16 protein-coding genes and 1 pseudogene are annotated in these 15,185 nt (G+C 69.3%); 8 read left to right on the top strand and 9 right to left on the bottom strand.

Translation table 11 applies throughout. The features are described 5' to 3' along the window. Positions 1–140 precede the first annotated feature (140 nt). A complete protein-coding gene (locus ADK36_RS03725) occupies positions 141–668 on the top strand; it encodes a hypothetical protein (RefSeq protein ID WP_053196354.1) in 528 nt (175 codons plus the stop codon). Between the two features lie 13 nt (positions 669–681). On the opposite strand, the gene ADK36_RS03720 is transcribed toward ADK36_RS03725, so the two are convergent. Together ADK36_RS03720 and ADK36_RS03715 are read right to left on the bottom strand one after the other, a co-directional pair. After that, complete coding sequence (locus ADK36_RS03720; protein WP_053196352.1) at positions 682–909, bottom strand: hypothetical protein; 228 nt, start codon at positions 907–909, stop codon at positions 682–684. A gap of 62 nt (positions 910–971) precedes the next feature. Beyond that, positions 972–1,301 (bottom strand): hypothetical protein, encoded by a 330-nt coding sequence (locus tag ADK36_RS03715; protein ID WP_053196350.1) that lies wholly within the window; start codon positions 1,299–1,301, stop codon positions 972–974. 298 nt (positions 1,302–1,599) lie between these two features. Between ADK36_RS03715 and ADK36_RS48675 the strand changes: the two genes are divergently transcribed. Continuing rightward, entirely contained in the window at positions 1,600–1,848 is a 249-nt protein-coding gene (locus ADK36_RS48675; protein ID WP_159391083.1) for a hypothetical protein, read from the top strand. A 774-nt stretch (positions 1,849–2,622) separates the two neighbouring features. After that, positions 2,623–3,456, top strand: a complete 834-nt coding sequence (locus tag ADK36_RS03705) for an LLM class flavin-dependent oxidoreductase (protein ID WP_048587197.1) — start codon at positions 2,623–2,625, stop codon at positions 3,454–3,456. Between the two features lie 23 nt (positions 3,457–3,479). On the opposite strand, the pseudogene ADK36_RS03700 reads toward ADK36_RS03705, so the two are convergent. The 3 genes and pseudogenes from ADK36_RS03700 to ADK36_RS03690 form a co-directional block, all read right to left on the bottom strand. Continuing rightward, positions 3,480–3,746: pseudogene (locus ADK36_RS03700) on the bottom strand (ATP-binding protein); the annotation flags it as partial. Positions 3,747–4,169: 423 nt separating this feature from the next. Then, entirely contained in the window at positions 4,170–4,541 is a 372-nt protein-coding gene (locus ADK36_RS03695) for a DoxX family protein (protein ID WP_053196346.1), read from the bottom strand. A gap of 85 nt (positions 4,542–4,626) precedes the next feature. Then, positions 4,627–5,301, bottom strand: a complete 675-nt coding sequence (locus tag ADK36_RS03690; RefSeq protein WP_048587200.1) for an SDR family NAD(P)-dependent oxidoreductase — start codon at positions 5,299–5,301, stop codon at positions 4,627–4,629. A 101-nt stretch (positions 5,302–5,402) separates the two neighbouring features. Between ADK36_RS03690 and ADK36_RS03685 the strand changes: the two genes are divergently transcribed. Then, a complete protein-coding gene (locus ADK36_RS03685; RefSeq protein WP_048587201.1) occupies positions 5,403–6,095 on the top strand; it encodes a TetR/AcrR family transcriptional regulator in 693 nt (230 codons plus the stop codon). 77 nt (positions 6,096–6,172) lie between these two features. Here ADK36_RS03685 and ADK36_RS03680 read toward each other — a convergent pair whose 3' ends face one another. Then, positions 6,173–6,820, bottom strand: coding sequence for a response regulator (locus tag ADK36_RS03680; protein WP_053196344.1), 648 nt, complete (start codon positions 6,818–6,820; stop codon positions 6,173–6,175). Beyond that, entirely contained in the window at positions 6,817–8,040 is a 1,224-nt protein-coding gene (locus ADK36_RS03675; protein WP_053084781.1) for a sensor histidine kinase, read from the bottom strand. The genes ADK36_RS03680 and ADK36_RS03675 overlap by 4 nt, the downstream gene beginning before the upstream one ends. A 179-nt stretch (positions 8,041–8,219) precedes the next feature. Between ADK36_RS03675 and lgt the strand changes: the two genes are divergently transcribed. Together lgt and ADK36_RS03665 are read left to right on the top strand one after the other, a co-directional pair. Continuing rightward, the gene (lgt, locus tag ADK36_RS03670; protein WP_078942566.1) at positions 8,220–9,086 is read left to right on the top strand and encodes a prolipoprotein diacylglyceryl transferase; all 867 of its coding nucleotides are present in this window, start codon (positions 8,220–8,222) and stop codon (positions 9,084–9,086) included. 31 nt (positions 9,087–9,117) lie between these two features. After that, complete coding sequence (locus tag ADK36_RS03665) at positions 9,118–9,540, top strand: DUF6069 family protein (RefSeq protein ID WP_053084782.1); 423 nt, start codon at positions 9,118–9,120, stop codon at positions 9,538–9,540. A gap of 95 nt (positions 9,541–9,635) precedes the next feature. Here ADK36_RS03665 and ADK36_RS49925 read toward each other — a convergent pair whose 3' ends face one another. Next, a complete protein-coding gene (locus tag ADK36_RS49925; RefSeq protein ID WP_048587209.1) occupies positions 9,636–9,881 on the bottom strand; it encodes a hypothetical protein in 246 nt (81 codons plus the stop codon). On the opposite strand from ADK36_RS49925, the gene ADK36_RS03655 reads away from it, so the two are divergent. Together ADK36_RS03655 and ADK36_RS49395 are read left to right on the top strand one after the other, a co-directional pair. Then, on the top strand, positions 9,880–10,413 hold the full coding sequence (locus ADK36_RS03655; RefSeq protein WP_053196356.1) for an AAA family ATPase: 534 nt from the start codon (positions 9,880–9,882) through the stop codon (positions 10,411–10,413). The two genes, ADK36_RS49925 and ADK36_RS03655, sit on opposite strands and share 2 nt — an antisense overlap. 159 nt (positions 10,414–10,572) lie before the next feature. After that, positions 10,573–11,895: an AlbA family DNA-binding domain-containing protein gene (locus ADK36_RS49395; RefSeq protein WP_199830099.1), complete on the top strand. Its 1,323-nt coding sequence runs from the start codon at positions 10,573–10,575 to the stop codon at positions 11,893–11,895. A 118-nt stretch (positions 11,896–12,013) separates the two neighbouring features. Here the strand turns inward: ADK36_RS49395 and ADK36_RS03640 are convergent, their stop codons facing one another. Beyond that, positions 12,014–14,521: a DEAD/DEAH box helicase gene (locus ADK36_RS03640; RefSeq protein ID WP_234329663.1), complete on the bottom strand. Its 2,508-nt coding sequence runs from the start codon at positions 14,519–14,521 to the stop codon at positions 12,014–12,016. Positions 14,522–15,185: the final 664 nt, after the last annotated feature.

Genomic DNA, 15,185 nt, shown 5'->3' with positions numbered 1-15,185 from the left:
CGCTCGGCGGGCGCGCGGACGAGGACGAACAGTGCCGTGCACGTCCAGCAGATCCGGTCGCCGCTGAACCGAGCTTCCCTCCGAGTCCGTCTGGCGCAACCCGATTGGCCACAGGGCCGGGCGCGTGATCACGTTTCGGTATGGCTGAAGCCGCTCTCATCATCTCTGTGTTCTCTGCACTGGCAGCCATTGCCTCCGTGGTGGTGGCATGGCGCGCCCACAGCTTCAGCCAGAAGACACACGAAGAATCGGAGCAGCAGGCAAAGAACCTCAACCGGCGTGACCTCTTCCTTTCGCTGCACGAGAAGCTGTGCGACACGGAGCAGATTCGAGGCCGCCGGGTCATCAGAGAGAAGTGCCGGTCTGAGCCGAAGGCTAGGCGGCTGGGAAACTCAAATGAAGAGCTGGCCCGCGCTGCTGTAGGCGCGCTGGCCATGCTCGACACGCTCGGGCTGTATGTGGAGCAGAAGTACGTAGAGCAGGACCTTGTGATGGCTGAATGGGGCCACGTGCTGGTAGAGCTGCAGGAGCCCGCGAATCTCTTCCTGCAGTTTCGCGACGTGAACGGCCAGAAGCCGTGGCCCCACTTTGGGCGGCTGACGCAAGCGGCTGCCGACTGGGCCCAGAACGAGAGCTGTAGCCGCGATCAACCTGGGCGTGCCAGGTGACGAGACAATCGAGTCAGGTGGCCAGGCCGTCCGGTAACTCCCTTACGGCGCGCTCGCGGTGGTGCTCGGTGGGGATCGCCTCGTACAGGTCCAGGGCGCGGCGGCGGACCAGGCCGATGCGGTAGCCGTCCGGCAGCGCGGTGAGCGCGGCGACTGTACGGCGGCACGCCTCTTCGGTGTCGCCGTCGCTTCGGACACACCACGGGCCCCGGGGAGATCCGACATCCCTGGGGCCCGGCATATGGAGTTGCGTTGTCCAACGACAGCACGGCCCCAGCGTTACGCCGTGGCCGCCCCGTGCGGCTACAGCGCCTTGCGGTCGTTCTCGCCCAGGCGCTCCCAGAGCTCCCACATCCGCTGGAGTTCCCTCAGCAGGCCCTCCATGTCCTTGGACTGGGCAGAGGTCTCCGTGACCGGTGAGGCGGGCGTGCCGTCTTCGCGGATGTCGCCGGCGTGTAGCAGCACGACGTCGTTGGCCCCGTACGTCACCGACTGCGCCTGCATGGCCGTCACCCCGAGCCAGCGCTGTTCCTCGTGCACCATCAGGCGGGCCTGCCCGCTGGAGAAGGGCTGCGGGGTGCAGGACCAGCCACGGGCCTCAGCGATGCGCTTGGCCACGTCGTATGCCGGCATGTGAATGTCTCCCGTGGTCGGCACTGTATGGCGTGGCCAGGATCCACCGGAACGGCGGCCGACCGGCTGGTCGGAGCCAACCCGGTTGCGCCAGCGCCCATTCATCCCTGCGTGGTCGGCGCCGCTGTACGGCGGGGGCCGCGCGGGCGGCTGGTCGGCCCGCCACGGCTAGGGTCGCGTGCATGATGACTTCCCCTCTGGTGGATGCGCTGCGCGAGGCCGGGCGGGCGCTGCAGGACGGACGGTGGCTGATCCGGCCGCCGGACCTGGCAGCGGCCAACATGCTCGGAGACCAGCTGTGGGTGCCGTACCGCGACGTCCTGGAGGCGAAGAGCCCGACCCCGACCGGGTGCGGGAGCGGCTCGAGGCGGTGCCGGCGGCGTGCGCGGCCGCACTGGAAGTACCGGGCATCGAGGACCGCTTCGCGGAGCTGCTGCGGATGGTGCCGCAGGCCCTGGCCGAAGCAGAGCAGGAGCAGGCCGTACAACTGCTGGGGCAGTTCGGAGTCCTCGTCCACGTGATCGGCAACGGTCCGGCAGTGTCGTGATGATCGCGACCGGGTCGACCACAGCCCCGACCACCAGCGCAGGCGTACCACGGTGACGAGGGGCGTGGGTCACCGGCTGGCGGAAGCCGAAGCTGACCACGCACCCCTCGCCTTGCGCGGCGTCGCGCGCCAGCTGCGAGACCTCAGAGGCGGAGCGCGCGTCTTCGTCGTCGCCGGTCTCCACCGCCAGGTAGACGGCGAAGCAGTCGTCGGTGTCGCACACGACAGCCACCTTGGCACCGAAGTACCTGACCGGAGGGATAGCCGTCTGGCCCTCGTGCTCGACTCCGCCTCACCTTGTACGGTCCCCGTTCGCCGCGATGTCTTTCGTTGGCGCCCCGAAGCCCCTCGTGGAACTGATGGGTGCCTTCATCGCCGATCCTCAGGCCGTGGTGGATCTGAGGCGTTACTTCGGTATCGGTCTGCCGCCTGGCCTCGTAACTGGCCTGCGACACCGCTTATCACCGAGTTTGGGCAGCACTTGGTGATCACAGGGGCAGAAAATGTCGATGAGAACTGACACCGGGCATGGGCGGGTGGGCCCCTGCTCAGTGTCGGCGTGTGCAGGGCGTCAAGGTCGTTCGTCCTCGGCTTCGCCGTCCACCGTGGGTGGTTTGCCAGTCGAGTTCGGCGAGGCTCTGCCCGCACGTCTTGCTGCTCTGTGCTGACCGGTGACCCAATTCACACGCCGCGAAGTCGGCCCTCCAGACTGAACAGGGTGGATCGCCGTCTGATCCGCCCTCGTCCCAGCAGCCAGCCCTGGAGAAGGTCCCCATGAACGAGAACCTGCGCTTCGGTATCTACCTTCCGCCGTTCGGCCCGTTCGGCGACCCCAACGTCCTCGTCGAACTGGCGGTGCGAGCGGAGGCCGCGGGGTGGGACGGTGTGTTCCTGTGGGATCACGTGGTCACCGAGGCGATGCCGATCGCTGATCCCTGGACCACGTTGGCCGCGATCGCGCACGCCACCGAGAATCTGCTGCTCGGCCCGACGGTCACGCCGTTGGCCCGGCGCCGGCCGTGGATGGTCGCCCGGCACGCGTCCACCGTCAGCAGGCTCTCCCAGGGGCGGCTTATTGTCGGCACCGGAGTGGGCGTCGACGAGTCCGGTGATTTCAGCAGCTTCGGGGAGCCCACTGAATTGGCGACCCGCTCGGCGATGCTGACCGAGGGGCTTGAGTTGATGCGGGCGATGTGGGCTGGTGAGGCGATCCAGCACGGCGGCCCGCATTATCAGGTGCACCTGGCGGCCACGGAACCAGAACCGCATCGCATTCCGGTCTGGATGGCCAGTTCCACCAACAACCCGCGGGTGATCAGCCGTGCCGCCAACTGCGACGGGATCTTTCCTAACCGGGATGATCACGAGCTGATCCCCGAGGAGATCGCCGACATCCGCCAGGAGTTGCACCGCTCCGGGCTGCCGGCCGACCGGCCGTTCGACATCGCCGTGCGTGGCAACGCAAGCCCCGCGTGGCAGGAAGACAAGACCGTGGACCTCAAGGGACTCACTCAGGCTGGCATGACCTGGTGGCTGGAGTCACTGATTCACTTCGACCCGCTGAATCTGTCGATGACGGTCGTCGACGCTGGTCCGCCTCGCGTGTAAACGGCGTTGCCGCAGCGGCCTGGTCACCCGGTGGCGTTCTGTGCTGCGGCTCGGGCCTGGGTGAGGGCGAGTCGGTAGGATTCGGTGCCGGTCTGGATGAGGTTGCCGCCGAAGGTGAGCCGGTCGACGATGGCCGCGCAGAGCCGGGGGTCGGTGAAGGTCTTGGTCCAGCCGCTGAAACTCTCGTTCGAGGCGATGGCGACGCTGTTCTTCTCCTCACGTTCCGTCAGAACCTGGAACAGCAGCTCAGCGCCCCTGCGGTCCAGCTCCATATAGCCCAGCTCGTCGATGCATCACGCCGGGCGGCAGGTTCATGGCGGCCACGGCCAAATCCATCCAGAGCGCGGTGACGTCGCGGCCGGTCCGCGACTGCAGTCGGACGACGTCCTCGGTGCGCCACAGCACGGTCCGGTGGCCGTCGACCTTCGGTTATGCGCTGTTGAGCTGTCCACGGCTATCGGCCAGCATCATGTCGAACACAGGGTGGCGGGTGCACTTCACCCGGCGAGACCTCGCGTGGCCGAGGGAAGTGAGCCCATTCATACGGGAGTTCAATGCGCTGTTCGACGGTCTGGATCAGCGGCTGGATGACCTGGGCGTGCCCGAAGGCCAGCCGTTCCTGATCAGTCCGGCGGCCGAGTACGACCTCGCCTTGCGGCCCGGCCGGCGTGGTCGCGGGCCGGGCCGCTGTGAAGGGGCGGGGGACCGGGTGGTCAGAAGGAGTGGGGCCCGAACCGGCCCCACATGATGACCGCGGCGACGATGAGCAGGAGCGCGTTGAACCCGATGGCCTGCGGCTCCTTGCGGCGGGCGTGGAGGCCCATGGCCAGGACCATGATCACAGCCAGGCCGGTGGCGGCCAGCGGGGTGAGCACGGTGGCGATGTCGAAAGCGCCCGGCAGGATCAGCCCGAGGGCGCCGGCGAGTTCGGCGACGCCGATCAGACGCACCACGGGTGTCGAGACGTCACTGACCCACGGCAGCTGGGATATGAGCTTCTCGCGGGGCTGGATGGACTTGGTGACGCCGGCGGCCACGAACAGCGCGGCGAGGACGCCCTGCAGGATCCACAGGAACACGTTCATCGGAGCGGAGACCTTCTTCTTCGGATCCGCCGCGGCGGATGAGGAGTGAGCGGGTCAGGATTCAACGGGGGAGAGCTGGGAGGCGTCAGACGGTGAAGACGCGCTCGGCTTCGTCGCGTTGGGTGTGCAGGTCCCAGTAGAGAGGGGCGATGTCCTCGGCCTCGGCGGTCGGGATTTCGGGAGGGCCGCCCGCGCCGATCCACACGCCGATGGCGACGTGCGCGGCCTGGATACCGGTGCCGGCCAGCTCCTTGTGCAGGTTGAGCGCCCAGTTGCGCAGCGCCGCCTGGGCGGGGTTGACGTTGCCGAGCATCGGGATGGGGTCGACTGAGCCGGCGCCGTTGGTGAAGAGCAGGGTGCCCGCGCCGGCCTCACGCATGGCGGGCAGGACGGCCTGGGTGGCGGTGATGGCGCTGTTGAGCAGGAAGTCGATCCATCCCTGTACATCGGAGGGGCTGGTCTGGGACGGGGAGGTGAGGTTCACGGAGGCGATGCTGGGAGCGGGGGAGTGCTCCAGGACGTCGATGCCGCCGAAGCGGGTGGCGGCGTCCTTGAGGGCCTGGGTCAGCGCGTCGTGGTCGCGCACGTCCGCCGGGAACGCGGCGGCGGTGATGCCCTCGGCGGTGAGCCGGCCGACGAGGTCGTCGAGCTTGGCGCGGTTGCGGGCGATGAGAGCGACGTCGTAGCCGCGCGAGCCGAAGGTGCGGGCGATGGCGAGGCCCATTCCGGGGCCGGCTCCGACGATGGCGATGCTGGGCATGGTGAAGTCCTTTCAAGTAAGTGGGCCAGGCGTCCCACTTTCACTGTCGCACACCGTACAGCAGAAACGGGCCGACCGTTCCACTTGGGTAGAGTGGGGGTATGACCTCGCCACCTTCGGACCAGACGCCAGGCCAGCAGCCCGGCCCGGGACTGCGCGCCGACGCCGAACGCAACCGCTGCCGCATCCTGGCCGCTGCCCGCCGCCTCTACGCCACCGAAGGACTCGGCGTCTCCATGGCCTCGGTCGCCCGCGAGGCAGGCGTCGGCAAGGCCACGCTCGGCCGGCGCTTCGCCACCCGGGAGGAACTCGTCAACGCGGTCTTCGCCGATCGCATGGATGCCTACGCCGACGCCGTCGCCGAGGCACTGGCCGACCCCGACCCCTGGCACGGCTTCATCGGCTACCTCCACGCCGTCTGCGCCATGCAGGCCGCCGACCGCGGCTTCGCCGACGTCCTGACCATGACCTTCCCCGCCGCCAAGGCGCTGGAGGCCCGCCGCGCCGAGGCGTACGAGCGGCTGCTCGAGCTCATCACCCGCGCCAAGGACACCGGGCACCTGCGCGAGGACTTCACTCACCAGGACGTCGTCATCCTGCTCATCGCCAACGCCGGAGTCGTCACCGCCACCGGCGACGCCGCCCCCGACACCTGGCGCCGCCTCGTCGGCCACATGCTCCGCTCCTACGCCGCGCCCGGCGCGCCGATCCCCCCGCTGCCCGACGCCCCGAGGCCCACCGCCCTCTACCGCGCCATGGTCCGCCTTTCACAAACCGGCCCGGGCACCGCCTAGTTCTACTCGGTAGAGGACCGACTGACGGAACTCCTCGGCCTCTCGCCGTACCGCCGAGCAACACTCCAGCAAGGCCTTCAGTCCATGCGGATGATTCCTCGGCCAAGTGCGGCGGTGACAGCGGCGGTCCGGTCGCCGACGTCGAGCTTGGTGTAGATGTGCAGCAGATGGGTCTTGACCGTGGCCTCGGACAGGCGCAGGGCACGGGCGATCTGTTTGTTGCTCTGCCCCCGGGCCACGGCGGACAGGACTTCGAGTTCCCGGCCGGACAAGCCGGCGCCCCGGTCGCCGCGCATATGGGCGAGGACCTTGGCGGCCACGGTGGGCGACAGTGCCGCGCCTCCCCGAGCCGCGGTCTGAACGGCCTCGCAGAGCTCGTGTCGTCCGGTGTCCTTGAGCAGGTAGCCGACTGCGCCGGCGTCGACGGCGGCAGTGATGTCGGCGTCCGTGTCGTAGGTGGTCAGGATGAGTACCCGCACCTCGGGGTGGGCGGCACGGATGGCGGCGGTCGCGGTCGTGCCGTCCATGCCGGGCATCTGCAGGTCCATCAGCACGACGTCGGGTGCGAGTGCGGCGGTCTGGCGCAGTGCCTCGGCGCCGGTGGCGGCTTCGCCGACGACCGTGAAATCGGGCTGGGTGGAGAGCATGGCGGCAAGCCCGTCACGGACCACGGGGTGGTCGTCGGCGAGGAGGACCCGGATCGTGGGACCGGTCGAAGTCCTCATGACGCCGGGGCCATCCGCTCGGTGCCCGACACGGCTGAGGGTCCGGAGGCGGAAGGCTCGGCCGGGAGTGGCACCGTGACGGCGACGGTCGTACCCTCGCCCGGGGCGCTTTCCACCGTGAACGTGCCGTGCAAGGCGGCAATGCGCTCCCGCATGGTGGTCAGGCCAACGCCCGTATGCCGGGCAACGGGTGCGAACCCGGTGCCGTCGTCCTGGATGTCGATCGCCAGGACGTCGCCAAGGTACGACAGCGTGACCGAGACACTCATCGCGCGGGCGTGCCGCCGGGCGTTGGTCAGTGCCTCCTGCACGACCCGCAGCAACTCGCCCTCGGTACTGGGAGGCAGGGCGGCCGGGCGGCCGGTCACGACCGTGTAGGCCTCGGTGCCGGTCTCCTCCGCGAGCCGGGCGGTGAGTTCGCGGACCGCCTCTGCCAGGTGCGTGCGGTCCAGTGGCGCCGGGCGAAGAGCGTGCACGAGGCGGCGGCTCTCTGCGAGGTTGTCCCGGGCCGTGCGCATGGCATGCTCGACGCGGCGGGCCGCAGGGGAGTCGGGTGGCAGGTCGTCGCGTGCGGCGTCCAGCAGCATGGCGATGGACGCGAACCCCTGGGTGAGCGTGTCGTGGACCTCGCGGGCCAGGCGCTGACGTTCGGCCAGGGTGCCCGCCTGACGTTCCGCTGCCGCTCGTTCCGCCTGGGTGGCGGTGAGCTCGTCCAGGAGCCGCTGCCGCTTGTGACTCTCATGGTCGAGGGTGGCGACGTAGCAGGTGATCGTGACCGCCACCGCGGTAGCGAGCACGCAGCCCGTGAGCGCCCGTACGTCGACGGAGCCGTCCGTGGTCAGGCTCTGCCATGACCAGCCGGCGCCCAGCACCAGCACCCCGCCGGCCGACCACCAGGCCCGCCTCAGCCAGTAAGGGCTCAGCACCGCCACGGCGACCGGGAGGAACGCGGGGTCCACCACGGCCATGAACGCCCACCCGGACAAGGCTCCGACGAGGTAGGGCAGCGGCGGGCGGTCGGCGCCACCGCGCAGCGCGATCCAGTACGCGTACCAAAGGGCGAGCCCCACCGCCAGGCCGATCCGCGACAGCGCCGCGCCGGTCGTCATACCCGCCCCGGCCAGCGCACCCGGCACGGACAGGGCGAGCACGGTGGCGAAGAAGGCGTGCTGACCCATGGCCTTCCACCGCTCCCACTCCCACGCCTGTCGCAGTGCCATGGCCCTCAGAGTAGGCGCAGCCGCGTAGCGGGAGAATCAGCCGGCCAGTGGGGGCCGGTCCACCGATCGGTGGATGCAGGGCGCGTCGATCGGTCGATGTGCGTGAGAGGCGCGGGCGGCGACGATCGGCCCCGCAGCCGATGGCCTGCTGCCCCACCGCCCCTTGTGAGGAACCACCAGTGCTCCTGGCCTTCATTCCCAGCCCGTCCATCGGCGAGGTCCACCTGGGCCCGCTCCCCCTGCGCGGCTACTCACTGATGCTGATCCTCGGAATCACCGCCGCGGTGTGGCTGGGCGGCCGCCGCTGGGCCGCTCGCGGCGGAGAGAAGACCGTCGTGGCGGACATCGCCCTGTGGGCGGTTCCATTCGGTGTCGTCGGTGCCCGCCTCTACCACGTGATCACGTCCGGCGAGCTGTACTTCGGCAAGGGCGGCGATCCGGTCAAGGCCCTTTTCATCTGGGACGGAGGCATCGGTATCTGGGGCGCCATCGCCGGTGGGGCCGTCGGAGCCTGGATCGGCTGCCGCCGTAGCGGCGTTGCCCTGTCCGCGTTCGCCGACGCCGTCGCTCCCGGCATCGCACTGGGCCAGGCCATCGGCCGCTGGGGCAACTGGTTCAACCAGGAGCTCTACGGGCGGGCCACCACTCTCCCCTGGGCCCTGGAGATCGACCCCGCGCACCGGCCTGAGGCCACCCCGAACCTGGCCACGTATCACCCGGCGTTCCTGTACGAGTCGTTGTGGTGTCTTGGCGTGGTCGCCCTGGTCCTGTGGGCGGATCGCCGTTTCCGTCTCGACCGGGGGCGGGCGTTCGCGCTGTACGCCGCCGCGTACGCCGCAGGTCGCTTCTGGATCGAGTACCTGCGGGTGGACGAGGCCCACCACATCCTCGGCCTGCGCCTGAACAACTGGACCGCGCTGCTGGTTTTCGCCGTTGCCGTCGCCTACCTCGTGGCTACGACACGGCGCGCGGCCGACAGGCGTGACGGCGTCGACGTCGGCCGGCTCCTTCAGCAAGTGGATGCCACCAGTAGCCCCAAGAACTGACCAATGTCCCTCACATCCGTTTGGAGTTGCCATGTCCCGTGTCTCTGAGACGCTCCCCACCCGTCGGGGTCCGATCATGGTGGCGGGAGGTGTGCTCGTCGCCTTCCTGCTGTCCTCGCTGGTGAACGCGTTGATCGCCGTACTGGCGCACGCGCTCGGTGCACCGGACGACTTCAGCCAGTTGGAGCCATCGAGGTACGTCTCTCTGACCGCGCTGGGAGTGCTGGGAGGATCCGTCGGGTGGACCCTCGTCCGCAGGTTCTCCCCCGATCCCGAACGGCTGCTCCGCCGACTCGTCCCGTCGGTCGTCGTGTTGTCCTTCGTGCCGGACTTTTTCCTGTTCGGCGAGGGTGAAGTGACCGGTGTGGTGGCGCTGCTCGTGATGCACGTCGCGGTCGCGGCGATCGCAGTGCCGACGTACCGCAGAGTCATGCCACTGAGCTCGGCGCGCTGACCCACGCGCCGGCCGGGCCATAGAGCGTTGAGGAGGCACGATCCGCCCGGCACCCCCCAAAGAACCCCCCGAAGACCGACCGGGACGGATAGTGATCAGCCCGCCCACCCGATGTCACGGACCTCGATCGCTCCGGCGTGCGGCATGTACTGGATCCAGCACCGCCGCCCAAAGGCCTCCCGGATCTCCTCAACCGAGCCCGGATCACGCACATCGGGCCAGGCCCGCGGATCCATCCGCGCTACCTCCACGAGCGCCATCCCGTCCGGGCGTCGACTTCGACGCCGTCCCGGAACGTCCCAGGTGCTGTCACCGGCCGTCGGTAGCGTGACCGCCGTGATGGTGGGAACTGAAGAAACCCGGCTGATCGTGCTGCGCGGCAACAGTGCCTCGGGGAAGTCGTCCGTCGCGGCCGGCCTGCGCGAGGGGTTCGGCCGCGGCCTGGCCCTGGTTGGCCAGGACAACCTCCGCCGAGTCGTGCTTCGCGAGCACGATCGGCCCGGCGCCGCGAATATCGGTCTGATCGACCTGACGGCCCGCTACGCCCTGGACGCCGGATTCCACGTCGTGGTCGAAGGCATCCTCTACGCCGACCGCTACGGCGACATGCTCGCCCAGCTGCGCGCCGACCACCGTGGTCCGACGCACGGCTACTACCTGGACGCGCCGTTCGACGAAACCCTCACCCGGCACGCCACCAAGCCGATCGCCGATGAGGTCAACGAGACCCAGCTGCGCGACTGGTACCGGCCGCGCGACCTGCTGCCCGACGGACTCGAGACCGTCATCAGCGCCGACAGCGCCCTGCACGAGACCGTCGACCGCATCATGCTCGACGCCGGCCTGGCCCACCTGCCCGCCATGGACCGCTGACCGGAGCACCGTGGCACCCCGGGGAGCGGGGACGTGATCGCCCTGGTTGCGCGTCGGCGGGCTCAGTACCGGAAATGCGTGGTGACGGCCCGGTGATCCCGTTTAGCGTGATCTGGCTGGCGATTGTCAGCAGCACGTGGTGAACACACTGGAGTACCGATGGCCCTGCCCGCACGGCTCACCGCCGCCCTGGGACAACACCCTGACGACCTCACCGAGGACGATCTGCAGCGTGCGGTCGACAGCCAGATCCCTGAGAGCGTCGACCTCGACTGGAAGAAGGACTTCTACCAGGGCACCGACGCGGGCAAGAAGGAGCTCGCCAAGGACGTGTCCGCCATGGCCAACACCGCCGGCGGCATGGTCGTCATCGGCGTCGACGACGGCAAGCAGGACCACGCCCACGCCCTGGCCCCCTTCGACCCGGTCCCGGGCCGCGGCGAAGAGTGGATCCGCTCGGTACTCGCGAACTGGATCCAGCCCGTCGTACCCAACGTCGGCGTACGGCCGGTGAAGTCCGCCGTCCACGCGGGCAAGATCTACTGGGTGCTCACCGTGCCCCCGAGCACCCAGGCCCCGCACGCGGTCGCCGCTCCGGGCAACGACTACAACTTCCGCGTCCACGTCCGGCATGGCACCACGACCCGCACCCTCGCTGAATCCGAGATCACCCAGCGCTACCGCGACCGCTTCCAGGCTGCCTCCGACGATGTCGACCGTCTGAACCAGGTCGCCGACTCAGGCCTTGGCCACCTGTCGGCCTACCTGACCAGTACCGAGCACGGCGGTAGCCCCAGGGTCACCTACTTCCCGTCCTGGGTGAGCCTGGCCGCGGTTCCGGCCGTCCGAGGCACCTACCCCCTGACCACTCAGGCAGACCGGAACGCAGCCTTCGACCGGTTCTACAAGTTCGCCGGCGAGGGCGTGACCACCCGCGTGCAGCCGGACCGTCCGGTGCTGGTCGGCCGCCGCCAGGTCCGCTTCGAGGGCGATCCCACCGGCCAGCTTCACCAGGACGGCGCCTTCTACGTAGCGCTGCCCCTCAACTTCCAGAGCGACCAGTTCGACTCCGACGGCCCCAAGCGGCTGTTCCAGCGCGGACTTGAACTCGACCTCGTGGCCCTGGTGCAGGCTGCCGCAGCCTGGGCGGCAGAGACCGGAGCGGCGGGCGACGCGATGCTGTCCGCCGCGCTCCACCGCTTCGACGGCAGCGACGATCCCGTGCGCCTGGTCGTATCGGAGAGCGCCTTCCAGCACGGCCCCGCGATGCCGCTCCCCGCAAATCCTGCGCAGACCACAGCCGACCTCGGCGCCATCGTCACCGACAAGCGAGAGGCCGTCGTCGTGGCCTGCGCCCTCGTCTCCGACCTGCTGGCCGACATGGGAGCCCACCAGCCTCACGTCCTGACCCCCGAAGGGGACATCCTGACCGACCGGCTCAATGACGGCTTCCGCCACCAACTCACGGGCTGGGACGTGTGAGGCGGCAGCCACCCGCCAGCCGACAGCACAAGACCCCCAAGCTCAAAGAGGCCCGGGGGTCCCGTGGCGGGAAGCACCACGGCGGCCGCCGCGACGACCGAGGCGTTCCCGCTCTTCGTCAGGACCACCGCATCCCGATCGCGGACAGCTGCTCGCGCCGGTCCTCCGACAGCGTCGCCGCGCGCGAGCGCTGGTTGCTGACCCATGCCCCCAGCCGGAACTGCAGTTCCCATCCCTTGTCTGCGAGCACGGTCTCGACGTGCTTGCGGGGGACGTTCAGGTGGCCCTCGCGCTCGTAGAACTGCTTGGCGGCTGCCAGGTTGGCGGCCCACTTGTCGGCCTGCGTGCGGCGCGGCTGGGGCTTCTCTTCCTCAGTGGCGGGGGTGATCCCGAGGACCTGCTCACACATCCACTGCTGCACAGTGGTGAGCTTGTCCCAGCCCAGACGCTGGGCGCGCACCCACCGCCCGAGATCCTCGGACTGCACCAGCACCGTGCCCGGCTCGGTGGGCAGTTCGCCGCCCTGCTCGAGGTGAAGCCGGGTGAGGTGGAACGCCCTCTGCCACTCCACCGGCCAGGCCGGGCACCACGACGGGTCGATCTCCTCCAGCTGCTCGCGCCGCTCCTCCGACAGCGCGCCGGCCGACGACCCGACCGGGAGCCCCTCGGCACGCCGCTGCTCGATCTCGTCAGCCCGCCGCGCGGCGGCCCGCGCGTTCTTCAGAAAGATCCCCACCTTCGCCCCCTTGTAGGTGGCGTCCAGCGGAGCCAGCAGATGCCCATTTTCCTCAGCCCACCCGCGCACCGCAGCGAGGCCCTCCTCCCACGCGACGTCGTAGTGCGACCACACCATGCCGAGGCGCTCCAGCTGCTCGACACGCTCTTCGTCCAGCGTCCCGCGGGCGTAGAACCTGCGGTTGTCGGCGATCCATTGCCCCAGCGGGAAATCGGCGAGCGAGGCAGGCCACCCCTCGGCTTCCGCCTCCTGGTCGTCGACGGCGGGCACGCGGAACGTGAACGGGACTTTGAGGTCGCCGTGTTCGCGGGCGTAGATAACGGCGGCCTCCACGCCGCGCCGCCAGTGCTCGTGCTCAGGGTTGAGGACCCGCAGATTGATGAACGCGGCCAGCTGCGCCGGGTCACGCGGCGTGCTGAACTTCAGCAGCCGCCGTGCGGGCGCCGACGGACCCCCGGACTGCTTTCCCTCGCCCCGGCCCTCCTGGCCCTGCCCAGCCTTCTGGACGGGCTTGTAGGCGCTCGGGGCCTGCTGCTGCGTCAACTGCTCCACCACCCGGGCGTCGTGCGCCCTGAGCGCCTCCAGCAGCTTCGCCAGCCCGCCGAACGCCCGGGAAGTCAGCATGTTGTCGGCCGTCTCGCCCGGCCCGAGCAGGACCGGGACGACCAGGCTGGCCACCTTGCCCTCGCCGGGCTGCATCCGCAGCGCCCGCCCGACGGCCTGAACGAGGTCGGGCATGGAGCCGCGCACGTCAGCCCAGTAGACGGAGTCGCAGTGCTTGGTGTCGACGCCCTCGCCCAGCACCTTCACCGAGCACAGGAAGCACTTCTCCACGACGGTGCCGTCCGCAGCGATCCCGGCGGCGAACTCACCCAGCCGACGCCGACGGTGGAGCGGCTTGTGCTCCCCGCATAGCCAGTCCGCCCAGATCGTCTTCGGGTACAGCTCGGGGTCGGCGGCGTGCAACTGCGCGGCGACGTGGGGGAGGCCGGCCGCGAACGCCTCGGCTTCCTTGACGACGTGGTGGAAGACCAGCGTGCGCTTGAAGTTCTCCTCCGAGGACGCCTTCAGCAGCGCGGTCTGCAGAGCGGCGAGCCGGGCCCCGCGGACCTCGTCTGAACGGCCTTCAGCGCCCAGGAGCTGGGCGGCCTGGAGCTGGGTATCGGTGATGTCCACGCACACCACCTGGTACGGCGCACAGATTCCCCGGTCGATCGCCTCCGACAGCGTCAGCGTGTAGCAGCGGGCACCGAACGGCCCGTCCGGGTCGTCCTCCATCGACGCGACCAGCTCGCCCGGGGCCCCCTCGGAGTCCTCGTCCAGCTGCCACACCCGGGGCGTGGCCGTCATGTACAGCCTGCGCAGGGACGGGATCTTCTGGTTGTTGTGCACGACCGCCCACGGCTTCCCGATCCGGCCAGAACAGCGGTGGGCTTCGTCCACGATGATCAGGTCCCAACCCGGGAGGCCGGCCTCGTGGGCGCGCTCCAGCGTGCCGAGCCCCAGGCTGGCGTACGTGGCGAACACGGTCACCTTGTCGAACGGCCGCACCCAGGAGACCAGCTCGTCCACGTCCGTGGTGTTGGGGAAGGTCACCTGGTCCCCGCGCAGGGACGACACCCCGATCATCGGGCCCGTACGACCGCCAGCGCGCCAGGAGGCCTCAGTCTGGGCGAGCAGATCCAGCGAGGGCACGAGCACCAGGACCCGGGCCGCGTGGAGCTCCTCAGCGCTCCGGGTGGCCACGAGGCTCTTGCCGGATCCGGTCGCCATGATCACCTGAGTTCGGAGACCACCCTCCGGCACAAGAGATCTTGCAGGCAATTCGAGGGCGCGCAGTACCGCGTCCACGGCTTCTCGCTGGTGGGGGCGGAGTTCCATTGCTGCCATTTCGGTCTGCCTTCTCCTGTAGGCCGGTGGGGATTTCTACGTGGCAGGAAGCGGGAAACCTGCACGTAGACGATGTGTGAGCGGCTACGGTGAAGCCACCGGGACCGGATCGCCGGAACTGATCTGTTGAGAGGAAGCCTGATCCAAAAGGCCCGAACCTCTCAGTGGTGCTGCTAGCTGAGTCCAAAGTCTATCTCATGCTTCAAAATGAAGCAGCAACAACCGAGAAAACCTCTCGACCGTGGCTCAATCCTGTTAGTCTGGCCCCAATGAAACCCAGAAAGTAGCCTGACGGGAGGTCAGTCAATCGTGATTCCAGGCCCCGCTCCGGCCCTGGCCTTTCAGGCTTCCATGACCCTCTGTCACCTCTTCCTGCGCTCCCCCGATTCGCCACGCGCCCTCCCCTCCTTACTACTGCTGCTTTTCCCGCCAGTTCCCCGTGACTCCTGGGGTGTTGGGGCTGGAGCGCAGCGGAGGCCCCGTTCCGGGCTCGGGCGGGGGCGGCCGCAGCGCGGCCGCTGGCGTGTGGCGCGGAGCGCGGCGCGCCCAACTCGCGGGCGCAGCCCGTGAGTTGACGCCGTGCCACGCAGTGGCACGGCTGGCGCTCACGCGGAGCGTGAGCGCAACGGTTGCGCGCAGCGCAACCGTTCGCTTGCTCCGGGCG

Source organism: Streptomyces viridochromogenes (assembly GCF_001270495.1).
In the GTDB taxonomy this organism is placed as follows: Bacteria; Actinomycetota; Actinomycetes; order Streptomycetales; family Streptomycetaceae; genus Streptomyces; species Streptomyces viridochromogenes_A.
Note: the sequence above shows the minus strand (reverse complement) of the source record. Positions and strands in the feature narration are given on the sequence as shown.